This is a genomic window from Salmonella sp. K21076, from assembly GCF_039650795.1.
GTDB lineage: Bacteria > Pseudomonadota > Gammaproteobacteria > Enterobacterales > Enterobacteriaceae > Salmonella > Salmonella enterica.
Genome location: NZ_JBCLYA010000025.1, coordinates 157,712 through 181,440, shown reverse-complemented (window position 1 = coordinate 181,440; position 23,729 = coordinate 157,712). Strand labels below are relative to the sequence as shown.

Annotated in this window: 24 protein-coding genes; 13 read left to right on the top strand and 11 right to left on the bottom strand. The window is 53.0% G+C overall.

All coding sequences use genetic code 11. The features are described from left to right. The first annotated feature begins 42 nt into the window (after positions 1-42). The 11 genes from rimK to AAYN39_RS09955 all read left to right on the top strand — a co-directional run bounded on the left by rimK (position 43) and on the right by AAYN39_RS09955 (position 11,209). Positions 43-945: a 30S ribosomal protein S6--L-glutamate ligase gene (rimK, locus tag AAYN39_RS10005; RefSeq protein ID WP_000684361.1), complete on the top strand. Its 903-nt coding sequence runs from the start codon at positions 43-45 to the stop codon at positions 943-945. A 96-nt stretch (positions 946-1,041) separates the two neighbouring features. Continuing rightward, positions 1,042-1,518 carry a YbjN domain-containing protein gene (locus AAYN39_RS10000; protein WP_000624817.1) on the top strand — a complete coding sequence of 159 codons (477 nt, stop codon included), beginning with the start codon at positions 1,042-1,044 and terminating at the stop codon, positions 1,516-1,518. A gap of 348 nt (positions 1,519-1,866) precedes the next feature. Continuing rightward, positions 1,867-2,979, top strand: a complete 1,113-nt coding sequence (potF, locus tag AAYN39_RS09995) for a spermidine/putrescine ABC transporter substrate-binding protein PotF (protein WP_000125773.1) — start codon at positions 1,867-1,869, stop codon at positions 2,977-2,979. An 87-nt stretch (positions 2,980-3,066) separates the two neighbouring features. Further along, complete coding sequence (gene potG / locus AAYN39_RS09990; RefSeq protein ID WP_000996054.1) at positions 3,067-4,200, top strand: putrescine ABC transporter ATP-binding subunit PotG; 1,134 nt, start codon at positions 3,067-3,069, stop codon at positions 4,198-4,200. Between the two features lie 9 nt (positions 4,201-4,209). Next, positions 4,210-5,163: a putrescine ABC transporter permease PotH gene (gene potH, locus AAYN39_RS09985; RefSeq protein WP_000105449.1), complete on the top strand. Its 954-nt coding sequence runs from the start codon at positions 4,210-4,212 to the stop codon at positions 5,161-5,163. Next, positions 5,160-6,005: a putrescine ABC transporter permease PotI gene (gene potI / locus AAYN39_RS09980; protein WP_001061634.1), complete on the top strand. Its 846-nt coding sequence runs from the start codon at positions 5,160-5,162 to the stop codon at positions 6,003-6,005. Before potH ends, potI begins: the two co-directional genes overlap by 4 nt. Positions 6,006-6,078: 73 nt before the next feature. Further along, complete coding sequence (locus tag AAYN39_RS09975; RefSeq protein ID WP_001763976.1) at positions 6,079-6,552, top strand: YbjO family protein; 474 nt, start codon at positions 6,079-6,081, stop codon at positions 6,550-6,552. Between the two features lie 42 nt (positions 6,553-6,594). Further along, positions 6,595-7,722, top strand: coding sequence for a 23S rRNA (uracil(747)-C(5))-methyltransferase RlmC (rlmC, locus tag AAYN39_RS09970; protein WP_001149787.1), 1,128 nt, complete (start codon positions 6,595-6,597; stop codon positions 7,720-7,722). A gap of 294 nt (positions 7,723-8,016) precedes the next feature. Further along, entirely contained in the window at positions 8,017-9,360 is a 1,344-nt protein-coding gene (locus AAYN39_RS09965; protein WP_000399318.1) for a PTS sugar transporter subunit IIC, read from the top strand. A gap of 31 nt (positions 9,361-9,391) precedes the next feature. Beyond that, positions 9,392-9,712, top strand: coding sequence for a PTS sugar transporter subunit IIB (locus AAYN39_RS09960; protein WP_000655400.1), 321 nt, complete (start codon positions 9,392-9,394; stop codon positions 9,710-9,712). A gap of 9 nt (positions 9,713-9,721) precedes the next feature. Continuing rightward, a complete protein-coding gene (locus tag AAYN39_RS09955; RefSeq protein WP_000644028.1) occupies positions 9,722-11,209 on the top strand; it encodes a sulfatase in 1,488 nt (495 codons plus the stop codon). 218 nt (positions 11,210-11,427) lie between these two features. Here the strand turns inward: AAYN39_RS09955 and artJ are convergent, their stop codons facing one another. The 6 genes from artJ to AAYN39_RS09925 all read right to left on the bottom strand — a co-directional run bounded on the left by artJ (position 11,428) and on the right by AAYN39_RS09925 (position 16,008). After that, on the bottom strand, positions 11,428-12,159 hold the full coding sequence (gene artJ / locus AAYN39_RS09950) for an arginine ABC transporter substrate-binding protein ArtJ (RefSeq protein ID WP_000737538.1): 732 nt from the start codon (positions 12,157-12,159) through the stop codon (positions 11,428-11,430). A gap of 236 nt (positions 12,160-12,395) precedes the next feature. After that, a complete protein-coding gene (artM, locus tag AAYN39_RS09945; protein WP_000895396.1) occupies positions 12,396-13,064 on the bottom strand; it encodes an arginine ABC transporter permease ArtM in 669 nt (222 codons plus the stop codon). After that, entirely contained in the window at positions 13,064-13,780 is a 717-nt protein-coding gene (artQ, locus tag AAYN39_RS09940; RefSeq protein ID WP_001001677.1) for an arginine ABC transporter permease ArtQ, read from the bottom strand. The genes artM and artQ overlap by 1 nt, the downstream gene beginning before the upstream one ends. 6 nt (positions 13,781-13,786) lie before the next feature. After that, a complete protein-coding gene (artI, locus tag AAYN39_RS09935) occupies positions 13,787-14,518 on the bottom strand; it encodes an arginine ABC transporter substrate-binding protein ArtI (RefSeq protein WP_000756586.1) in 732 nt (243 codons plus the stop codon). A 17-nt stretch (positions 14,519-14,535) separates the two neighbouring features. Continuing rightward, positions 14,536-15,264: an arginine ABC transporter ATP-binding protein ArtP gene (gene artP / locus AAYN39_RS09930; protein WP_000027186.1), complete on the bottom strand. Its 729-nt coding sequence runs from the start codon at positions 15,262-15,264 to the stop codon at positions 14,536-14,538. Between the two features lie 228 nt (positions 15,265-15,492). Next, positions 15,493-16,008, bottom strand: coding sequence for a lipoprotein (locus AAYN39_RS09925; protein ID WP_001270727.1), 516 nt, complete (start codon positions 16,006-16,008; stop codon positions 15,493-15,495). Between the two features lie 127 nt (positions 16,009-16,135). Between AAYN39_RS09925 and AAYN39_RS09920 the strand changes: the two genes are divergently transcribed. Together AAYN39_RS09920 and AAYN39_RS09915 are read left to right on the top strand one after the other, a co-directional pair. Continuing rightward, positions 16,136-16,459: a heavy metal-binding domain-containing protein gene (locus AAYN39_RS09920; protein WP_001160725.1), complete on the top strand. Its 324-nt coding sequence runs from the start codon at positions 16,136-16,138 to the stop codon at positions 16,457-16,459. After that, positions 16,456-17,286, top strand: coding sequence for an N-acetylmuramoyl-L-alanine amidase (locus AAYN39_RS09915; RefSeq protein ID WP_000645850.1), 831 nt, complete (start codon positions 16,456-16,458; stop codon positions 17,284-17,286). Before AAYN39_RS09920 ends, AAYN39_RS09915 begins: the two co-directional genes overlap by 4 nt. Here AAYN39_RS09915 and AAYN39_RS09910 read toward each other — a convergent pair. From AAYN39_RS09910 to hcr, 5 genes are all read right to left on the bottom strand, one after another. After that, the gene (locus tag AAYN39_RS09910) at positions 17,283-18,296 is read right to left on the bottom strand and encodes an NAD(P)-dependent oxidoreductase (protein ID WP_000866904.1); all 1,014 of its coding nucleotides are present in this window, start codon (positions 18,294-18,296) and stop codon (positions 17,283-17,285) included. The two genes, AAYN39_RS09915 and AAYN39_RS09910, sit on opposite strands and share 4 nt — an antisense overlap. Before the next feature lie 95 nt (positions 18,297-18,391). Beyond that, positions 18,392-19,825, bottom strand: coding sequence for an SDR family oxidoreductase (locus tag AAYN39_RS09905; protein ID WP_000079004.1), 1,434 nt, complete (start codon positions 19,823-19,825; stop codon positions 18,392-18,394). Between the two features lie 10 nt (positions 19,826-19,835). After that, entirely contained in the window at positions 19,836-20,837 is a 1,002-nt protein-coding gene (gene ltaE / locus AAYN39_RS09900) for a low-specificity L-threonine aldolase (RefSeq protein ID WP_000566341.1), read from the bottom strand. 38 nt (positions 20,838-20,875) lie between these two features. Next, entirely contained in the window at positions 20,876-22,594 is a 1,719-nt protein-coding gene (gene poxB, locus AAYN39_RS09895) for a ubiquinone-dependent pyruvate dehydrogenase (RefSeq protein ID WP_000815309.1), read from the bottom strand. A 157-nt stretch (positions 22,595-22,751) separates the two neighbouring features. Further along, a complete protein-coding gene (gene hcr, locus AAYN39_RS09890) occupies positions 22,752-23,720 on the bottom strand; it encodes an NADH oxidoreductase (RefSeq protein WP_001775606.1) in 969 nt (322 codons plus the stop codon). Positions 23,721-23,729: the final 9 nt, after the last annotated feature.

The following is a 23,729-nucleotide window of genomic DNA, read 5'->3' as shown; positions in this document are numbered from 1 at the left end:
GTATGATACGCGGGCTTTTCAGGGTTTTCAGCGAGGTGCAGGGTGAAAATTGCCATATTGTCTAGGGATGGAACGCTCTATTCTTGCAAACGTCTGCGCGAAGCGGCGATGCGGCGCGGCCATCTGGTCGAGATACTCGATCCTCTTTCCTGCTATATGAATATTAATCCGGCAGCGTCGTCGATCCATTACAAGGGGCGTCGTCTGCCCCATTTTGACGCCGTTATTCCCCGTATTGGTTCGGCCATTACCTTTTATGGTACCGCTGCGCTACGTCAGTTTGAGCTACTGGGTAGCTATCCGCTGAATGAATCCGTCGCTATTACCCGCGCGCGCGATAAGCTGCGATCGCTACAACTTCTGGCGCGCCAGGGGATCGATCTCCCCATTACCGGGATCGCCCATTCGCCGGATGATACCAGCGATCTTATTAAGATGGTTGGCGGGGCGCCGCTGGTCGTGAAGCTGGTAGAAGGCACGCAAGGGATCGGCGTGGTATTGGCGGAGACGCGTCAGGCTGCTGAAAGCGTTATTGATGCGTTTCGGGGGCTGAATGCCCATATCCTGGTTCAGGAATACATTGCCGAAGCTAAAGGATGCGATATTCGTTGTCTGGTCGTCGGCAATGAGGTTGTGGCGGCGATTGAGCGGTGCGCGAAAGCCGGTGATTTTCGCTCCAATCTTCATCGTGGCGGGGTGGCCAGCATCGCGACGATCACGCCCCGTGAACGGGATATCGCCATCAAAGCCGCACAGACGCTGGGGCTGGATGTGGCGGGTGTCGATATTTTACGCGCCGCGCGCGGGCCGCTGGTGATGGAGGTGAATGCCTCGCCGGGACTGGAAGGTATCGAAAAGACTACGGGCGTGGATATCGCGGGGCGAATGATTCAGTGGATAGAACGTCACGCTACGCCTGAATTTTGCCTTAAAATCGGCGGCTAATCGCAATCGTGGATTCCGCCGTAGTACGAAGCACGCTTTTTGCGTAAGCTGTGCCGGTAATTTTTTCATCGTCATCGTAAGAGGTAGCACATTATTATGATATCACTGGTCGTTCCCACTCTGGATACGTTGCGTCAATGGCTCGACGACCTGGGCATGAATTTCTTCGAATGTGATACCTGCCAGGCGCTGCATTTGCCGCATATGCAGAATTTTGACGGCGTCTACGATGCTAAAATCAATTTGGTGGACAACACCGTTCTTTTTTCCGCGATGGCGGAGGTCAGGCCTTCCGCGTTGCTGCCGCTGGCGGCCGATCTCTCTGCTATCAACGCCAGTTCGTTGACGGTAAAAGCCTTTCTCGATATGCAGGATGATAATCTGCCAAAACTGGTTGTGTGCCAGTCTTTATCCGTTATGCAAGGCGTCACCTACGAGCAGTTCGAATGGTTTGTTCGCCAAAGTGAAGAGCAGATTTCTATGGTGATCCTTGAGGCCGGGGCGCATCAGCTTCTGTTTAACGCGGAAGAAGACGCGCAAAAAACCAGCGCGGTTGACCATTTTCTTCACTGATCCCTCCCGATAATCAGGCAGTCGCTGCCAGCGCGGCTGCTGTTTACGTTTTTTTATGCTGCTGTTAACCTTTATTTAAAGAATTATTCACCTCCTTTCTGGCCATTTCGCTTTATCACATAGACAAAACCTGCATAAAAAATTGATAAAAGGCGTTTTTTAATCTGGGCTATAGCCTCAAACCTTAGCTAAAGTTATTCTTGCGAAGCTTCTATAGCGAGCTTGATGGCAGGGAGGGCGACCTCTCTTCTTCATTTGTATCAAATGAAAAGGTATGCACATTTCAGGCATGTTTTAAACCACGCCTAATGGGTTCATTTGTTAACGGATTTTAGAAGGAAAGCGATGATGACCGCCTTAAAGAAAAAATGGCTATCGGGTCTGGTTGCGGGTGCTCTGATGGTCGTCTCTGTCGGCACGCTCGCTGCCGAACAAAAAACGCTGCACATTTATAACTGGTCAGATTATATCGCGCCGGACACGGTGGCGAACTTTGAAAAAGAGACCGGGATTAACGTTATCTATGATGTCTTTGACTCTAACGAAGTGCTGGAAGGCAAGTTAATGGCAGGCAGCACCGGGTTCGATCTGGTGGTGCCATCGGCCAGTTTTCTTGAGCGCCAGCTCACCGCGGGCGTTTTTCAGCCGCTGGATAAAAGCAAACTTCCCGGCTGGAAAAACCTCGATCCTGAACTGCTGAAACTGGTAGCGAAGCACGATCCTGACAACAAATACGCCATGCCCTATATGTGGGCCACGACGGGCATTGGCTATAACGTTGATAAAGTGAAAGCGGTGCTGGGGGATGATGCGCCAGTGAATAGCTGGGATTTAGTCCTCAAGCCGGAAAATCTGGAGAAGCTAAAAAGCTGCGGCGTCTCTTTCCTTGATGCGCCTGAAGAAATTTTTGCCACCGTGCTGAATTATCTGGGTAAAGATCCGAATAGCAGCAAAGCGGATGACTACACCGGCCCGGCAACCGATCTGTTGTTGAAGCTACGGCCAAACATTCGCTATTTCCACTCCTCGCAATACATTAACGATCTGGCTAATGGCGATACCTGTGTGGCCATCGGCTGGGCGGGCGATGTCTGGCAGGCCGCTAACCGGGCGAAAGAGGCGAAAAATGGCGTCAATATCTCTTTCTCGATCCCCAAAGAGGGGGTAATGGCATTTTTTGATGTGTTTGCCATGCCGGCTGACGCCAAAAATAAAGACGAGGCCTACCAGTTCCTTAATTATCTGCTGCGCCTTGATGTGATTGCTCATATTTCCGATCACGTTTTCTACGCCAATGCGAATAAAGAGGCGACGGCGCTGGTCAGCCAGCAGGTGCGCGATAACCCAGGAATTTATCCGCCGGCGGATGTGCGGGCCAAGTTGTTTACCCTGAAAGTGCAGGAGCCGAAGATTGATCGCGTCCGCACCCGCGCATGGACGAAGGTGAAAAGCGGTAAGTAATTTATTAACGGTATGGCCTGATAAGCGTGCGCTATCGGGCATTCCACCGTTTGTATCGTTTGATTGTGTTATGCCGGAGAGCGCCTTGTGAATGATGCCCCCCACCGCCCGCAGGTGAAAACCCGTAAAGCGCTGACGCCGCTTCTGGAAATTCGCAACCTGACGAAGTCATTCGACGGGCAACATGCTGTCGATGATGTCAGTCTGACTATCTATAAAGGTGAGATTTTTGCCCTGCTGGGCGCGTCAGGTTGTGGAAAATCGACTCTGTTACGGATGCTGGCGGGTTTTGAACCGCCGAGCAGCGGGCAAATTATGCTCGACGGCGTCGATCTGGCGCATGTTCCGCCGTATCAGCGTCCGATTAATATGATGTTTCAGTCCTATGCGTTGTTTCCGCATATGACGGTAGAGCAGAACATCGCTTTTGGTCTGAAGCAGGACAAACTGCCGAAGGCGGAGATTACCAGCCGCGTCAATGAGATGCTGGGTCTGGTGCACATGCAGGAGTTTGCAAAACGTAAGCCGCATCAGCTTTCCGGCGGTCAGCGTCAGCGCGTGGCCCTGGCGCGCAGCCTGGCGAAACGTCTTAAGCTGCTCTTGTTGGATGAACCGATGGGCGCGCTGGATAAAAAATTACGCGACCGGATGCAGCTGGAAGTGGTGGATATCCTTGAGCGCGTCGGCGTGACTTGCGTCATGGTGACGCACGATCAGGAAGAAGCCATGACGATGGCGGGGCGCATTGCCATCATGAACCGTGGAAAATTTGTGCAAATTGGCGAACCGGAGGAGATTTACGAGCATCCGACAACCCGCTATAGCGCCGAATTTATCGGATCGGTAAATGTTTTTGAGGGCTTACTGAAAGCGCGTGAAGAGGACGGTCTGGTCATTGACGCGCCCGGTTTGGTTCATCCGTTAAAAGTCGATGCAGATGCCTCTGTCGTTGATAATGTGCCGGTATATGTGGCGCTACGTCCGGAAAAAATCATGCTGTGTGAGTCGCCGCCTGCCGATGGCTATAATTTCGCCGTCGGCGAAGTGGCGCATATTGCGTATCTCGGCGATCTGTCTATTTATCATGTGCGGCTAAAAAGCGGGCAGATGATCAGCGCTCAACTGCAGAATGCGCACCGTTACCGGAAAGGGTTACCGACCTGGGGCGATGAAGTGCGTTTGTGCTGGGAAGCGGATAGCTGCGTGGTCCTGACGGTATAAGGGGGAAACATGAGCACACTTGAACCTCCGGCACGCATCAGTAAACCTGGCGGCGCGGCGCTATGGTTGGCGCGAATGCAAATGAAACATGGGCGTAAGCTGGTTATTGCTTTGCCTTATATCTGGCTCATTCTGCTGTTTTTACTGCCGTTTCTTATCGTCTTTAAGATAAGCCTGGCGGAAATGGCGCGGGCGATCCCGCCGTATACCGATCTGCTGGAATGGGCTGACGGTCAGTTGTCGATTACGCTCAACCTCGGCAATTTTTTGCAACTGACCGACGATCCGCTCTATTTCGAAGCCTGTCTGCAATCGTTACAAATTGCCGGTATTTCCACAATCTGCTGCCTGCTGCTGGGCTACCCGCTGGCGTGGGCGGTGGCGCACAGCAAGCCCTCCACGCGCAATATCCTGCTGCTGTTGGTGATTCTGCCCTCGTGGACGTCTTTTTTAATACGCGTCTATGCCTGGATGGGCATTTTGAAAAACAACGGTGTGCTGAACAATGTGTTGCTGTGGCTAGGGGTTATCGATCAGCCGCTGACGATCCTGCACACTAACCTGGCCGTCTATATCGGCATTGTTTATGCGTATCTGCTGTTTATGGTTCTGCCCATTTATACCGCGTTGACGCGCATTGATTATTCGCTGGTGGAAGCGTCGCTGGATCTCGGCGCCCGACCGATGAAAACATTTTTTAGCATCATTGTCCCGCTCACCAAAGGCGGAATCATCGCCGGCTCGATGCTGGTTTTTATCCCGGCGGTGGGCGAGTTCGTGATCCCGGAACTGCTTGGCGGGCCGGACAGTATCATGATTGGTCGCGTCCTGTGGCAGGAGTTTTTCAATAACCGCGACTGGCCGGTGGCTTCTGCGGTCGCCATTATTATGTTGCTGCTGCTGATAGTCCCGATCATGTGGTTCCATAAACATCAGCAAAAAAGTGTGGGGGAGCACGGATGAATAACTTACCGGTCGTTCGCTCGCCCTGGCGCATTCTGATTCTGGTGCTGGGGTTTACTTTTCTCTATGCGCCGATGTTAATGTTGGTGATTTACTCGTTTAACAGTTCGAAGCTGGTGACGGTGTGGGCGGGATGGTCGACGCGCTGGTATGGCGAGCTCTTTCGGGATACCGCCATGATGAGCGCAGTGGGACTAAGCCTGACAATTGCCGCCTGCGCGGCGACGATGGCGGTGGTGCTCGGTACTATCGCCGCGGTGGTGATGGTGCGATTTGGACGATTTCGCGGCGCAAACGGCTTTGCGTTTATGATCACCGCGCCGCTGGTGATGCCGGATGTGATTACCGGGCTGTCGCTGCTGCTGCTGTTTGTCGCGCTCGGTCATACTATCGGCTGGCCCTCCGATCGCGGAATGCTGACCATCTGGTTGGCGCACGTCACTTTCTGTACCGCCTATGTGGCAGTGGTGATCGCTTCGAGATTACGCGAACTGGATCGTTCGATTGAAGAGGCGGCGATGGATCTTGGCGCGGCGCCGTTGAAGGTCTTTTTTGTCATTACGTTACCGATGATCATGCCAGCGGTGATCTCGGGCTGGCTGTTGGCCTTTACGCTCTCCCTTGACGATCTGGTGATTGCCAGCTTCGTTTCCGGTCCCGGCGCCACCACGCTACCGATGCTGGTTTTCTCCAGCGTGCGCATGGGTGTGAACCCGGAAATCAACGCGCTGGCGACGTTAATCCTCGGCGTGGTAGGAATCATCGGATTTATTGCCTGGTACCTGATGGCGCGAGCGGAAAAACAGCGGATTCGCGATATCCAGCGTGCAAGACGCGGCTGAAGCCACTAAAATCTTCCACTATGGCAATGCGTTGCCGCGCGAGTCGCGGCATCATTTTCAGGGAAGACATTCATTGGGATTTATAAAGCAATCAACCTCATCACATGCCCGTTTAAATGTGCCTACGCTGGTGCAGGTTGCGGCTATGGCGATTATTTTGATTCGCGGTCTCGATGTGCTGATGATTATGAATACCCTCGGCATACGCGGGATGGGCGAGTTTATTCATCGCAGCGTGCAGACGTGGAGCTTAACCCTGGTCTTTCTGGCCAGCTTAGTGCTGGTCTTTATTGAAATTTATTGTGCGTTTTCGCTGGTGAAAGGCCGTAGCTGGGCGCGCTGGGTGTACCTGGCGGCACAAATTATTGTGAGTGGGTATCTGTGGGCGGCGTCGTTAGGCTACGGGTATCCGGAGTTGTTTAGCATCGCGGGAGAATCGAAGCGTGATATCCTGCATTCCCTGGTCATGCAAAAACTCCCCGATCTTTTAATTCTGTTTCTGCTGTTTATTCCCGCTCCCAGCCGTCGGTTCTTCCGGCTGCAATAATGTGTATAATCGTCACCCCGGATAATATGAAGGTTTTTTGGTATGCAGTGCGCACTCTATGACGCGGGTCGCTGCCGTTCCTGTCAATGGATTACGCAGTCGGTTAACGAACAACTTTCCGCAAAAACAGCCGATTTACATCGTTTGCTGGCCGGGCTGCCTGTTGAACAGTGGTGCGCGCCGATTAGCGGCCCGGAACAGCATTTCCGCAACAAAGCGAAAATGGTCGTGAGCGGTAGTGTAGAAAAACCGCTCTTCGGGATGCTGCATCGCGACGGTACGCCGGTCGATCTTTGCGCTTGCCCGCTGTATCCCGCCTCCTTTGCCCCCGTATTCAGCGCGCTAAAACCTTTTATTGCCCGTGCCGGACTCACGCCTTATAACGTGGCGCGAAAACGCGGCGAACTGAAATACCTGTTGCTGACGGAAAGTCAGTTCGATGGCGGCATGATGCTACGCTTCGTGTTGCGTTCAGAAACCAAACTTACGCAACTGCGCGCGGCGTTACCGTGGCTGCGCGCGCAACTGCCGCAGCTCAGAGTGATCACCGCGAATATCCAGCCGGTACATATGGCGATTATGGAAGGGGAGACGGAAATCTATCTGACGGATCAGCAGGCGCTGGCGGAACGTTTTAACGATGTGCCGCTGTGGATTCGTCCGCAAAGTTTCTTTCAGACCAACCCTACGGTCGCCAGCCGATTATATGCGACGGCGCGCGACTGGGTAGGGCAATTGCCGGTACGCCATATGTGGGATCTTTTTTGCGGAGTGGGCGGATTCGGCCTGCACTGCGCGACGCCGCAGATGCAATTAACCGGTATTGAGATCGCGCCGGAGGCGATTGCCTGCGCGAAGCAATCCGCTGCCGAGCTGGGATTAACCCGCCTTCATTTCCAGGCGCTGGATTCCACCCAATTCGCCACCGCACAAGGCGAAACGCCCGATCTGGTGTTGGTGAATCCTCCCCGCCGCGGCATTGGCAAGCCGTTGTGCGATTACCTTGCACAAATGGCGCCGCGTTTTATCATTTATTCGAGCTGTAACGCGCAGACGATGGCGCAGGATATTCGCCATCTGCCGAACTACCGTATTCAACGTGTTCAGCTTTTCGATATGTTCCCCCATACCGCGCATTATGAAGTGTTAACACTGCTTTGCAGGCTGTAGCGCCAAAAGCCAAGCATACAAAATATCTATATTAACTGTCTAATTATCCATAAATAATAATAACCATGATCGATCGATGAAAAACTCCGATCGATCATGGTTATATATTACCCTATTTTTGCAAATCAAATCACAAATAATCACTTTAAATCTTTTAATGACTAATTTTGATTATTACAGTGCGTGTAAGGCAAAATTAGACAAGGTGGTTTATCGGGTAACTTTCAATAGCATCAGCGAAGCAATACGTAACGTCAGTAAAGGGGTCAATTATGACAACGAATAGACACGCTTATGGAGGGCGTTCAGACGATGTTTGCCAAATTTATAGATGTTATTCAAACGTTTTTAACTGAACCGGCAATATTAATTGGGATATTAGTCGGTGTTGGCTATGCGCTGGATAAAAAGACGCCTATAAAAATTATCACCGGTATGATCAGCGCGATGGTCGGTTTAATGATGGTGTTATTTGGCGGCTTTCAATTTTCAGCCACTTTTAAACCGGTTGCAGAAGCAGTCAGCAAGGCTTATGGCGTACATGGATACTTAATGGATTCATACGCCATGAAAGCTGCGACGCAAATAGCGCTGGGCGATAATTTCGGCTATGTAGGATACGTTTTTGTACTGGCGTTTTTTACTAACCTGATATTAGTTTTATTTGGCCGTTATACCGGCGCAAAAGGTATATTTCTTACCGGTAATACCGGGGTCTCTCATTCACAGGCGGTACTGTGGTTAATCGTCTTCTGGCTAGGGTTCGGTTGGGTACAATCCATTGTGATTGCCGGGGTATTGACCGGGGTCTTTTGGGCGTTTTCAACCACGCTTATTGTTAAACCCATCGCCAAAGTGACCAATAACGCCGGTTTTACCATCGCGCATAACCAGATGCTGGGGCTGTGGTTTTTCTCGAAATTCGCGCATAAATTCGGCGATCCGGAAAAGCATGACGCCGAAAACCTGAAACTTCCCGGTTGGTTAGCTATTTTTAACCACAACGTGACGGCAATCGCCATTGTGATGACGCTCTTCGTTGGCGGTTTTCTATTGGCGACAGGGATCGATAACGTACAGTTAATGGCGAAAGGCAAACCCTGGTATATCTATATTATCAATCTGGGCCTGCAATTCTCTATGTATATGGTCATCTTGCTGCAGGGCGTGCGGATGATGGTTGGTGAAATTAACGGTTCGTTTAAAGGATGGCAGGATCGCTTTATTCCTAACGCCATACCGGCTGTGGATGTTGCTGCTTTATTACCTTTTTCGCCTAACGCGGCCACGCTGGGATTCGTCTTTTGTACTTTCGGCACGATTTTTTCCATGGGCATCCTGCTGCTCATCCATAGCCCTATTATGGTATTGCCTGGTTTTGTTCCGCTCTTCTTTTCCGGCGGTCCCATCGGCGTATTAGCCAACCGAATGGGGGGATATCGTTCCGTTATTATTTGTACTTTCCTGTTAGGGATTATTCAGACTTTCGGTACGGTATGGGCCATTCCTTTAACCGGGCTGGCAAAAGAAGGCGTGGGCTGGACGGGAATATTTGACTGGGCGACTCTGTGGCCTGCGATTTGTGAATTACTGAAATTTATTGCTTCAACGTTCCATCTTGGTCCTTATTCCATTTAATTGATTCGGTTTATATATAAAGGATTTTATTATGAAAGATTCTGTAAATATTTTATTCGTATGCGGTTATGGTGTAGGCAGTAGCGTAATGTTACAGACTGTTGTTAAAAAAGCGTTAGCAAAATATGACTTCTCTTTTGATATGGAGCATACGGCAGCGGGAGAGGTCGGTGGATTTACCGACTGGGCAGATATTTATGCGATTTCGAAAAAATTGCTTGATGTTGTTAGCCTCGATCCTAAACACGGACAATATCTCATTCCCATTGAAAATATCATGGATAGCGAATCAATAGGTAAACAGATTTACGATGTGGTAGAGAAAAATTTTCCGCACCTGCTCAACAAATGAGGGTGAGTCATGAAAGCGATTATTCTGCTGTTTGACAGTCTGAATAAAAACTATTTGCCGCCCTATGGTGATTTGCTAACGAAAGCGCCTAACTTTCAACGCCTGGCGGCACATGCCGCCACCTTTGACAATAGTTATGTCGGCAGTATGCCCTGTATGCCAGCCCGTCGGGAACTGCACACCGGGCGCTATAATTTCCTGCATCGTGAGTGGGGGCCGCTGGAACCCTTTGATGATTCCATGCCGGAATTATTGAAAAAAGCGGGGATCTACACCCATCTTATCAGCGATCATCTGCATTACTGGGAAGACGGCGGCGGTAACTACCATAACCGCTATAGCTCCTGGGACGTAGTACGCGGTCAGGAGGGCGATCACTGGAAGGCAAGTGTTGGCGAGCCGCCCATTCCGGAAGTACTGCGCGTTCCACAAAAACAAACCGGAGGCGGCGTTTCCGGGCTATGGCGTCATGACTGGGCGAACCGCGAATACATCCAGCAGGAAGCCGATTTCCCCCAGACGAAAGTTTTTGACGCCGGGTGCGATTTTATCCATAAAAATCATGCCGAAGATAACTGGTTATTGCAGGTTGAGACGTTCGATCCGCATGAGCCGTTTTATACCACCGAGGAATATTTATCGCTCTATGACGATGAGTGGCAAGGCTCGCATTATGACTGGCCGCGCGGCAAAGTCAGTGAAAGTGAGGAGGCGATAGCGCATATTCGCTGTCGTTATCGGGCCCTGGTTTCCATGTGCGACCGCAATCTGGGACGTATCCTTGATCTGATGGATGAACACGATCTCTGGCGCGATACGATGCTGATTGTCGGTACCGATCACGGCTTCTTGCTGGGGGAGCACGGTTGGTGGGCTAAAAATCAAATGCCCTATTATAACGAGGTGGCGAATAACCCGCTGTTTATCTGGGACCCGCGCAGCGCGGTATGCGGAGCGCGACGGCAGTCGCTGGTGCAGATGATTGACTGGGCGCCAACGCTACTGGATTATTTTCAGCAACCTATTCCCGCAGATATGCAGGGCCAACCTCTGGCGAAAGTCATTGCCAGTGATGAACCCGTCAGGGAAGGCGCGCTGTTTGGCGTGTTTAGCGGACATGTTAATGTTACCGACGGACGCTATGTTTATATGCGGGCCGCGCAGCCGGGGCGTGAGCATGACATTGCGAACTACACGTTAATGCCGATCAAGATGAATGCGCGTTATGACGTGGATGAACTGGGAAAATTATCTCTGGCACCTCCGTTTAAATTCACTAAAGGGCTTCAGGTATTACGTATTCCGGCCAGGGAAAAATATAAAGGTGTGAATAGCTTTGGTCATCTCTTGTTTGATCTCAGAGACGATCCGCAGCAGCAACATCCTATTCATGATGAGGCCATCGAAGCAAGGATGATCAACTTACTTATCCGTTTGATGAAAGAAAATGACGCTCCGGCGGAGCAGTATCGCCGTCTGGGTCTGGATGTTGTCTAAAAACATAACAATGTTGTAAGCCGGGTACGCGTTAGCGTCACCCGGCAAGTATGAGTCCGAATCGCCTGTTGATGCAGGCCTTTGAGACTGATGACAAACTGTAGAATGCTCAATGGCGCTGCGCTTATCAGGCCAGGATAGTTTCCGATAGCGGCCCGTGGGCTGAATAAGGTATTTATACTGCCATTTCGCAACACGGTGGGCTAATCACATACGTTTTACTGCGGGAACCACTGATCGCTGATTTTCTGATAAGTGCCGTCCGCTTTAATGGCGGCCAGCGCATTATTCAGTTTTTCCAGCAACGCCTTATTGTCCGGGCGCACCGCGATGCCAAGTCCGGTACCGAAGTATTGCGGATCGGTCACTTTCTCTGTTGCCGGACCCAGTTGCGGATTCGTTTTCAGCCACTCATTGACCACTGCGGTATCGCCAAAGACGCCGTCAATACGGCCATTTTTCAGGTCGATAATCGCATTCTGGTAGCTGTCGTAGGCCACGGTTTTGACCTCCGGATGTTTATCCTGGAGATATTTTTGATGCGTGGTGCCATTTTCCATACCGATACGCTTACCTTTTAGATCGGTAAAGGTTTTATAGGTGTCTTTTTTGGCAATCACCAGCGCGGAGTTCGCATAATAGGGATTGCTAAAGGCGACCTGCTTACTGCGCTCCGGGGTAATGTCCATTCCGGAAATGACGGCATCATATTTTCTGAATTTCAGCGCCGGGATAAGACTATCGAAAGCATGATTGGTAAAAGTACATTCTGCCTGCATTTGCTTGCATAATGCGGTTGCCAGATCGATATCGAAGCCCACAATTTTATTACTCGCATCCAGGGATTCAAACGGGGGATAGGTGGCGGAAACCCCGAAATTGATTTTTTCAGCGGCGATGCTGCCAGTGGCGAAAGAGGCGAGTAATGCAGCCAGAACTAACTTTTTCATGATGTCACTCCCGTAATCTTATGATTATGCGCCGTGTCTGCGGCATAGATTTACAATGCCATCAATTGAATTTGTATGCAATAAAAATGATTAAATATTTTAAAATGGATAAAAAAAGACGGACAAGTTAACCACTTGTCCGTCGGGTTTATTCAATATTATGCATCGTAGGCTTGATAAGCGCAGCGCCATCTGACCATTGTCGAACGGCGGCGAGAATGCCTTATCCTGCCTGGTTAATTGCGCCGCTCAAACGCCAGGGCTTTACGCTCAATCAAACGCATCATCAGCGTCAATAGACCGTTGACGACCAGGTAAATTACGCCTGCCGCGCCAAATACCACCACATCGTAGGTACGACCATAGAGCAACTGACTGTACCCCATGACCTCCATCAAGGTGATGGTATAGGCCAGCGAGGTACTTTTGAAGACCAGTACCACCTCATTAGAATAGGAGGAGAGGGCGCGTTTAAACGCATAGGGCAACAAAATCGCCAGCGTATCTTTCTTACTCATCCCCAGCGCGCCGCAGGACTGCCACTGACCTTCCGGAATCGCGCGAATCGCGCCATAAAATAGCTGCGTGGTGTAAGCGGCGCTGTTTAGCGACAACGCGATCAGTGCGCACAGCCACGGTTCAGACAGTAGATGCCAGAGTAGCGGATACTCTTGCAGTGTCGGGAATTGACCGGGTCCGTAGTAGATCAGGAAAATTTGCACCAACAACGGCGTACCGGTAAACAACGTGATATAGCCGCGCACCAGCCACACCACGAACGGCGTTTTTAGCGTCAGGATGATGGTAAAAACTAACGCCAGCACCAAAGCGACGGCAATAGAAGCCACGGTCAGCGTCAGGCTGGTGTGTAGCCCTTTTAGCAGTTCAGGTAAGTACTCAAGCATTAGTCCGGCCTCCGCTCAAAACGTGTTGCGCGCAGGTCTATGCGTTTGAGAATGTACTGACTGATCAGCGTAATGACCAGGTAAATAGCCGCCGCAATAATGTACCAGTTAAACGGTTCCTGGGTGCGTGTGGCAATACTTTTGGTCTGCAACATCAGATCGTTAACGCTGATAAGGCTGACCAGAGCCGTATCTTTTAGCAACACCAGCCACTGATTACCCAGCCCTGGCAGGGCGTGACGCCACATCTGCGGCATCACCAGACGGAAAAAAATCGCCGTCTTTGATAATCCCAGTGCCTGACCCGACTCCCACTGACCAGACGGAACGGCTTTCAGCGCGCCGCGTAGCGTCTGCGACGCATAGGCCGCATACAGCAGGGACAACGCAATCACGCCGCACAGGAACGGACTGACGTCAAAGTTCTCAATCTCCATTTGCACCGGGATCTGCGTAAAACCGAGATGGAGGGTAAACCCGTCAGACAGCGTAAGCAGGAGTTGCGAGGAGCCGAAATAGATAAACAGCACCACCAGAATTTCCGGCAGGCCGCGCAAAATAGTGACCAGCGCGGAGCCTATCCAGGCAATCGGGCGCCATTTTACGGACTCCCAGACGGCAAAGAACATGGCTAACGCGAGGCCAATGATCAGCGCACAGACGGCAAGGCCGACGGTCATCCCGGCGGCGCTTGCTAAAGGAAAAAATTCGTTCATCAAAGATTACTTCTGGAACCATTTGTTATAGATGGTCTCGTAAGTCCCATCTTTCTTCACTTTTTCCAGCGCAGTATTGAATTTCTGCTGCAGCTCGGTGTTGCCCTGACGTACCGCGATACCCAGGCCGGTGCCGAAATAATCTTTATCGGTGACTTTATCGCCGACCGGCGCCAGCTTAGGATTGGCTTTCAGCCATTCGGTCACGACCGCCGTGTCGCCGAAAACAGCGTCGATACGGCCATTTTGTAGATCCAGCTTCGCGTTCTGATAGCTGTCATACGGTACGGTGGTGATTTCCGGATGCTTATCCATGATGAATTTCTGGTGCGTCGTACCGTTCTGTACGCCGACTTTCTTACCTTTCAGTTGATCGACGCTGGTGTATTTGCCCTGCTGACCCACGAACAGCGCGGAGTTGTCGTAATATGGCGTGGTAAACAGCACCTGCTTTTCACGTTCCGGCGTGATATCCATTCCCGCCATTACAGCGTCGAAGCGGCGGAATTTCAGGCTGGGGATCAGGCTGTCGAACGCCTGATTGGTAAAGGTACAGGAGGCGTCGATCTCTTTACATAGCGCGTTGGCCAGGTCGACGTCAAAGCCGACAATCTTGTTATTAGCATCCATCGATTCGAACGGCGGATAGGACGCTTCGGTCGCAAAACGAATGGTCTGGGCTGCTGTAGCGGAAAGGCTAAAGCCTGCAATTAGCGCGGCAATCAGAACTTTTTTCATTGTCATTGTCCCGAATCTTAGTGAGAGAGATAGTTTTTGAACGCTTCGGTCTGAGGGTGAGCAAAGCAACCCGCATCACCGTGCTCGACGATGTGACCATTTTCCATATAAATCACACGACTGGCGGTCTTACGCGCCACTTCGACTTCATGCGTAACGATCACCTGAGTAATGTTCGTTTCCGCCAGCTCATGAATAATGCTGACGATTTGAGCGGTAATTTCCGGGTCCAGCGCGGCGGTCGGTTCATCAAACAGCAGCACCTGCGGCTCCATCATCAGCGCGCGGGCAATCGCGACGCGCTGCTGCTGACCGCCGGAAAGGTGCAACGGATAACGATCGCTATAGGGCTTCAGACGTAAACGCTCCAGCAGCTTTTCTGCGCGCGCCAGCGCCTGATCTTTTGTCAGACCCAGTACGCGGCAGGGCGCTTCAATCAGATTCTGCACAACGGTGAGATGCGGCCAAAGATTATATTGTTGAAAGACCATTCCGACATTTTGACGTAGCTCACGAATCGCCTTATCGGACGGCGTTTTCGTAAAGTCAAAATGGTTCCCGGCGATAGTCAGAGTGCCGGAGCGCGGCATCTCAAGCAGATTGAGTACACGCAGCAGCGAACTTTTACCCGCCCCGCTTGGGCCAAGCAACACCAGCGTTTCGCCTTCGGGGCAATCCAGCGTGATATCGAACAGCGCCTGATGCGCGCCGTAAAAGCAATTAATGCCGTTTAATTGAATACTCATTGACACTCGTATACAGGCAGTCTGATAGCTATTGAAGCCGCAGATAGTACCTTTCGCAGAATAGTTATGCAATATTTATGCGTTAAAAGTTAAATATATCCCACATTCTTCCCTAAACATAGCACAAAATAGCAGGAGGAATAGTAGGTAAGAAGAATTGTCGGCATCCCGTGCAGAATGCCAGACAATTTACGGGGTTATGGGTGCAAAAGCGGGGAATACTGACTGTTAACGGTTTTCTATCGACTGGCGCAGCGTACCGGCAGGGGCATGGACATCTCCGCCCAGATAGCGAACGTCGTCAATCACCCAGCATGAGCCTTCGTGAATCATAAGCACTTCATCCTGCCAGCTTTGATCGCCCTGTTTTAACGCCACCCGCAGAGGAATATTGCGCGCATCTCGGTTCGGAATGGTTGATGCGCTGGCGACGTTGGCGCTATCCGGCAGCGTAGCGCGGCTGGAGAACATATCGCCGCTCATCAACTGGCGGTGTTCCGTATCGCGGCTGGCGTCGGTCAACAATTTCGCCAGGTTATCACTCAAGTAGGGGCGAAGCGCGGCGATATCATTGCTGTGGTGTTGAATACGGTAGTCGTAAAATTGTTGAGCCACGCTGTCCGGGCCGCCTTCCACACACGCGCCGATACGCGGGCCATTATCTTTGTAGGCGGGAGTGACGGTCGTACAGGCGCTAAGCAGAAGCGCGCACGGGATGAGCAAAGAGAGTTTAGAATAGCGCATGATGATTTCCTTATAGGCGATCGAGCAAAAACCGATCTACGATAATCAATTATATCCTTTCAATGATAGCGTATCAGCTTGATAATGCGTTTGAGATCGTGTGCTTAGCTAACCCGGGAGATTCACTATGCAGTTTTCAACAACCCCAACGCTGGAAGGACAAAGCATCGTGGAGTATTGCGGTGTGGTAACGGGCGAAGCCATTTTAGGCGCCAATATTTTCCGCGATTTTTTCGCCGGCATTCGGGATATCGTCGGCGGACGTTCCGGCGCGTATGAGAAAGAGCTGCGTAAAGCGCGTGAAATCGCTTTTCAGGAACTTGGCGAGCAGGCTAAAGCGTTGGGCGCCGATGCGGTGGTAGGCATCGATATTGATTACGAAACTGTCGGCAAGGATGGCAGTATGCTGATGGTCAGCGTCAGCGGAACGGCGGTGAAAACGCGCCGATGAAAGCGCTACTGTGGCTGGTTGGTCTCGCGTTGCTGTTAACAGGCTGCGCGAGCGAAAAAGGAATTATCGATAAAGAGGGATATCAGCTTGATACCCGACATCGGGCGCAGGCGGCCTATCCGCGCATTAAAGTCCTGGTGATTCACTATACGGCGGAAAACTTTGACGTTTCGCTGGCGACGTTAACGGGTCGCAACGTCAGTTCGCATTACCTGATTCCCGCAACCCCGCCATTATATGGCGGTAAACCGCGCATCTGGCAACTGGTGCCGGAACAGGATCAGGCTTGGCATGCGGGCGTCAGTTTCTGGCGAGGCGCCACGCGTCTCAATGATACGTCTATTGGCATTGAGCTGGAAAATCGCGGCTGGCGAATGTCCGGCGGGGTGAAATCTTTCGCGCCGTTTGAATCCGCGCAAATTCAGGCATTGATCCCGTTAGCGAAGGACATTATCGCGCGCTATGACATCAAACCGCAGAATGTGGTGGCCCATGCGGATATCGCGCCGCAGCGTAAAGACGATCCCGGCCCGCGCTTCCCGTGGCGCGAGCTGGCGGCACAGGGGATTGGCGCCTGGCCTGACGCCCAGCGTGTGGCGTTTTATCTGGCTGGACGCGCGCCGTATACGCCAGTCGATACCGCAACGGTGCTTGCGTTACTCTCGCGCTATGGCTATGAAGTCAAAGCCGATATGACGGCGCGCGAGCAACAGCGGGTGATTATGGCGTTCCAGATGCACTTCCGTCCGGCGCAATGGAACGGTATCGCAGATGCCGAAACGCAGGCGATTGCCGAAGCATTACTGGAGAAGTACGGCCAGGATTAACGCGGTAAATTTCCGTGATCGCGCAGCCAGGCGGCGGTGCGCTCAATGCCTTCGTCCAGCGTGACGATGGGCTGGTAGCCCAGCTCGTCCTGCGCGCGAGTCGTATCGAGCGTAAAATCAAAATTCAGTTTTGACACGCCGTAATGCGTTAGCGGGGGCTCTTTGGCGGATTTTTTGCCGAAGCGCTCCATACTGCGGGCGATCATATCCAGCATCGGGTAAGGCACAGAGCGAATGCGGCAGTCGATAGTCAATTCATCAATTAACTTTTGTACGATGCTGCGTAAGGTGCGGTTTTCGCCGTTAGTGATGTTATAAGCGCGGCCAGAAGGCAGATGATCGCAGCCCGGCTGGCTGGCCAGCCACATGGCGTGGATCGCATTTTCATAGTAGGTCATATCGACCAGCGCGCTGCCCCCGTGCGGTAATAAGACGCTACCGTAATGGTGCATCATATGCGCCAGACGTGGGATAAATACTTTATCGTGCGGGCCAAACAGGCTTTGTGGACGCAATACCGTAAAACGTGTTTGCGGATTGGCCTGCGCCAACAGATTAATCACCTCTTCGCCGGCGGCTTTACTGCGGGCGAACTCATTGGCAAACCGATGCGGGCGGAAATCTTCTTTGATATCACGGTGATGGTGGTAATCAAAATAGAGCGAGGGAGAGGAGATATGAATAAAATTGCGCACGCCCCAGGCGACCGCCCATTCTCCCAGACGGCGGGTGGCGCGAACATTCGCCAGATCGAAAGCCTGTTGGGTTCCCCAGGGCGAGGTAAAGCTGGAGCAGTGCCACAACGTGTCGATCCCGGCAAGCATCACTTTAGCCTGCGAGGAGACCAGTTCGGTTAAATCCGCATGGACGAATTCCGCGCCCATTTTTTCAAGCAGCTTGCCCATCGCTTCATTGCGACCCGTCGCTCTGACGCTGATGCCTTTATTGCGCAAAAATTCAACCGCGTTTCGACCTAAGCCGCTGGTGGCGCCGGTAACCAGTACCTTCATATCAATCCACTGTGTTTAATAAACCGTCGTGCGCATTCTTCCGTGAATTACGTCGGTATGCAATGGGAAACACGAAAGAATACAGCAACTTTTTCTCATTTTTCTGTGATTTGTTCTGCAAGTCGGGCAATACGCCTTGCCATTCCCCGGAAAATAAACAGGTGCGCCGGGATCATCAGTAGCCAGTAAATCAGGCCCGGCATTCCGTGTGGATGCCACCAGGCGCGCACGTCAATTTCGCGGTAGCGGCCTTTATCGTGCAGCGTGAAGCTAAGCCGCCCCAGACCCGGCGCTTTCATGCCAAACAAGAGCGTGAGCTGTTTTTCTGGTTCGACAATGATCACTTTCCAGCTATCTACCGTATCGCCAGGCTTGAGCAAGGTATGCGACGGGCGGCCTTTCGCCAGTTTATGCCCCACCAGACGGTCCATCGCGGCGCGCGTCTGCCACAAAATATTGCCGAAAAAATAGCCCTCTTTGCCACCCAGCCGATTTACGACCTGCCATAGCGCCGATAGGCTGGCCGGGGTCTGCGCGGTAAAGCCCGCCTGCTTTGGAAAATAGCCGTATTCGGGACGCCAGCGGGCGAAGGCCAGCGCGTCGTAGCCCCAGTCGCTGGAGTTCACCAGTTTTTCTTCTTCTTTCAGCGTGCGGCGAACGGCGTCATCAAAGGTGATAAGCGTTTGGGGGATCAACTTTTTTAACGCGGCGTCATCGGCCAGCAAATCGTGCCTTAATCCCTGGATTAACGCTTTTGCGGTAGTTGGCGGCACGGAGGTAATGACGTTTAAAAACCAGACCGAAATCCAGCGGGTCGGAAAAGGCACCGGGATCAGCGGACGCCGTTTACCGCTGACGGCCATAAAACGTTCAAACTGCTGCTGATAACTTAATACCTGCGGCCCGGCGGCTTCCAGAATACGATGCTCGTGCGCAGGGTGCTCCAGTAAGCCGACCAGGTAGTAGAGTAAATTTTCCAGGGCGATGGGCGTGGTGCGCGAACGCACCCAGCGCGGCGGCGTGAGTATTGGCAGGTTGTAAACCATGTCGCGCATGACCTCAAAGGCGGCGGAGCCTGCGCCGACGATGATCCCGGCGCGTAATTCCGTCACCGGTACGCCTGCGTCGCGCAGCGTGTCAGCCGTAAGCTGGCGGGCGCGCAGGTGATCGGATTGCTCATGCGCCGGCGCCTGCAATGAACTGAGGAAAATAAGTTGTTTAACCGGCGTCTGGCGCAGCGCGTCGCGCACGTTGAGCGCCGCCTGACGCTCATGGGCGATAAAGTCGCCGCCTTCGCCCATGCCGTGTACCAGATAGTAAACGGTATCAATGTCGCGAAGCAGCGCGGGTAAATTTTCCGGCCAGTGCAGATCGACCTTATGACAACTGACGTTGGCGAGGCGATGTTTTTCCAGACGTTCCACGCGCCGCGCCGCCGCCCGCACCTGATGTCCTTGCTGACTTAGCGCAAAGACCAGGTGCTGACCGATATAGCCGCTGGCGCCGAGGACCAGAATGCGTTGCGCCACGTTGCTCTCCTTAGCGGGCTAAAAAGGCGCGCCAGTGGGCGACGACGTCGGCAAGCTGTTCGCGAGAGACATCCAGATGCGTCACCAGACGCACAATCGGCGCGGCGTTAATCAGGATATTCCGTTCCCGCAAATAGCCGCCAAGCGCGGCGGCCTGTGCTTCGCCAACGCGAACAAACAGCATATTCGTTTCGTGGCGCATGACATCCGCGCCCGCTTCGCGAAGCTGCTGCGCCAGCCAGGCGGCGTTGTCATGATCCTCTTGCAGACGCGCCACGTTATGCTTCAGCGCATACAGTCCGGCCGCTGCCAGAATCCCGGCCTGACGCATTCCGCCGCCGACCATTTTACGCCAGCGCGTCGCGCGTTTAATGTAATCGCGGTTGCCGACCAGCAGCGAACCGACCGGCGTCCCGAGACCTTTTGACAGGCAGATGGTAAAAGAGTCGCAATACTGCGTAATCTCTTTTAACTCACAGCCGTAGGCAACCACCGCGTTAAAAATTCGGGCGCCGTCAACGTGCAGCGCCAGCCCACGTTCGCGGGTAAACGTCCAGGCGTCTTTCAGATACGCGCGCGGCAGCACTTTCCCGTTATGCGTATTTTCCAGACTGAGCAAGCGCGTGCGCGCGAAGTGGATGTCATCCGCTTTAATCTTCGCCGCTACGTTCTCCAGCGGCAGCGTACCGTCCGCGGCGGCATCAATAGGCTGCGGCTGAATGCTGCCGAGCACCGCAGCGCCGCCAGCTTCATAGAGATAATTATGTGCGCCCTGACCGACGATATACTCTTCGCCGCGTTCACAATGGCTAAGCAGCGCGACCAGATTGGCCTGGGTGCCGGTGGGTAAAAAAAGCGCCGCTTCTTTACCGGAAAGGTCGGCGGCGTAGCGCTGAAGGGCGTTAACGGTAGGGGCATCGCCGTATACGTCGTCCCCGACCGGGGCGGTCATCATCGCCTCGAGCATGGCGCGGCCCGGTCGGGTAACGGTATCACTGCGTAAATCAATCATGGCACATCCCTGGATTTTAAAAGGTGATGTGCACTGTTTTACCTTAGCCAGTTTGTTTTCGCCAGTTCGATCACTTCATCGCCGCGGCCGCTAATAATGGCGCGCAGCATGTACAGGCTAAAGCCTTTCGCTTGTTCCAGTTTGATCTGCGGCGGGATCGCCAGCTCTTCTTTTGCCACGACCACGTCAACCAGTACCGGGCCATCGATGGAAAACGCGCGCTGTAGCGCTCCGTCCACGTCTGCGGCTTTTTCCACGCGAATACCGGTAATGCCGCAGGCTTCGGCGATACGCGCGAAATTGGTGTCGTGCAGTTCGGTACCGTCGGTAAGGTAACCGCCAGCTTTCATTTCCATCGCCACAAAGCCCAGCACGCTGTTATTAAAGACGACGATTTTTATCGGCAGCTTCATCTGTACCACCGAGAGAAAATCGCCCATCAGCATACTGAAGCCGCCATCACCGCACATCGCGATAACCTGACGACCCGGCGCGGTGGCCTGAGCGCCGAGCGCCTGCGGCATGGCGTTGGCCATTGACCCGTGGTTAAACGAGCCCAGCAGGCGGCGCTTGCCGTTCATTTTTAGATAGCGGGCCGCCCAGACGGTCGGCGTGCCGACATCGCAGGTAAAAATAGCGTCGTCAGCGGCGAAATGACTAATTTGTTGCGCCAGATATTGTGGGTGGATGGCTTTATCGCTGAGTTTGGCTAAGTCATCAAGCCCTTTACGGGCGTCCCGATAGTGTTCCAGAGCTTTATCGAGGAATTTACGATTGCTTTTTTCTTCCACCAGCGGCAGCAGGGCGCGAAGCGTGGCTTTAATATCGCCCACCAGCGCCATGTCGACTTTGCTGTGCGCGCCAATACTGCCCGGGTTGATGTCAATCTGAATGATTTTGGCATCGCTCGGATAAAAGGCGCGATAGGGGAACTGGGTGCCGAGCAGGATCAGCGTATCGGCGTTCATCATGGTGTGGAAGCCAGAAGAGAAGCCAATCAGGCCGGTCATTCCCACATCATAAGGGTTATCGTACTCAACGTGCTCTTTGCCGCGCAGGGCATGAACGATTGGCGCTTTTAGTTTTGCCGCCAACGCGACCAACTCCTCATGCGCGCCCGCGCAGCCGCTACCGCACATCAATGCGATATTGCTGGAGTAGCGCAGCAGTTGCGCCAGTTTTTTCAGCTCTTCCTCCGCCGGCGTAACGACGGGGTGCGGGGCATGGTACCAATGGGTGACGGCGTTTTCAGGCGCGGGTTTCAGCGCCACGTCACCCGGAAGTACGACCACGGAGACGCCGCGATTTAGCACCGCTTTGCGCATGGCGATGGCGAGTACCTGCGGGATCTGCTCCGGGCTGGAAACCAACTCGCAATAGTGGCTGCATTCACGGAACAACTCCTGCGGGTGGGTCTCCTGGAAATAACCGCTGCCGATTTCACTGGACGGAATATGGGCGGCGATCGCCAGAACAGGGACGTGGTTACGGTGGCAATCAAACAGGCCATTGATCAGGTGCAGGTTGCCCGGTCCACATGAACCGGCGCACACTGCCAGCTCGCCGGTAAGCTGCGCTTGTGCGCCGGCGGCGAAAGCGGCGACCTCTTCGTGGCGGGTTGGCATCCATTCAATGGTTCCCATACGATTAAGACTATCGCTCAGGCCGTTCAGGGAGTCGCCAGTGACGCCCCAGATTTGTTTTACGCCAGCCTGTTCCAGCGTTTTGGCGATAAAAGCAGCAACGGTTTGTTTCATGGTTCTCCATCTCCTTAAATGTGATAACGGTTACAAGTTTAGTTGAAGATGACGATGACGTTTTTCTTTGGCGGAGAGAGGGGCGAAAGGATGAAGCGAGTGGTAAATCGCCCGGTGGCGCTGACGCTTACCGGGCCTACGATGGAACGTTTACCGATTATGCGAGAACAAGATCGCCCTGCGGATGGCAGGAGCAGGCCAGTACGTAACCTTCGGCAATCTCCGCCTCGCTCAGCGTCATGGTGCTGCTCACCGTATAGTCGCCGGAAACGACTTTGGTTTTACAGCAGCCGCAAACACCTGCCCGACAGGCAGCGGCAACCGGTACTTTATTACTCTCCAGCGCCTCCAGCAGCGTCGTACCGATTGGGGCATAAAATTCCTGCGCTGGCTGTAGTTTGGTGAATTTCAGGCCGCTGGTTGCCGTTTCCGCCACCGGCGTGAAGAACTTCTCTTTAAAGAAGTGCGTTACGCCAAGCGCTTTCACTCCCTGTTCAACGAAATCCATATAGGGCGCCGGGCCGCAGGTCATGATAGTGCGCGATGCCAAATCCGGTACGCGCTGTAACAATTCCGTGGTCAGACGGCCCGCGATAAAACCTTCCGTGGCATGATTTTCCGCCACTAGCGTGACCGGATACTGTCGCCACTCGTCGGCAAAAATCACATCATCCGGCGAACGGACGTTAAAGATGACCTGCACGTCGGCCTGCGGGCGGTATTTCGCCAGCCAGCGACGCATCGACATGATTGGCGTTACGCCACAACCGGCGGCGAGCAGCAGAAACTTATCTTCTGTTTTATCGTCACAGGTAAAATCGCCCATTGCATCAGACAGCCAGATGTAATCGCCGCGCTTGATGTCATGGGTCAACCACTGTGAACCCGTGCCATCTTCAATCCGACGAACGGTCAGCGTGATATATTCACTGACGCCCGGCGTAGACGAAAGGGTGTAGGCGCGCAGCGTTTCCGCTGAATTGCGCACGCTCACCAGCGCATACTGCCCGGCGCGGTAAGGGTAGTAGTCATGGCATAATAGCGCAATTGTCCATACATCCGGCGTCTCCTGACGGATGTGATGCACCTGCATTCGCCAGGGACATTGTGAGGTTGGCATCGTCATCATTGGCCT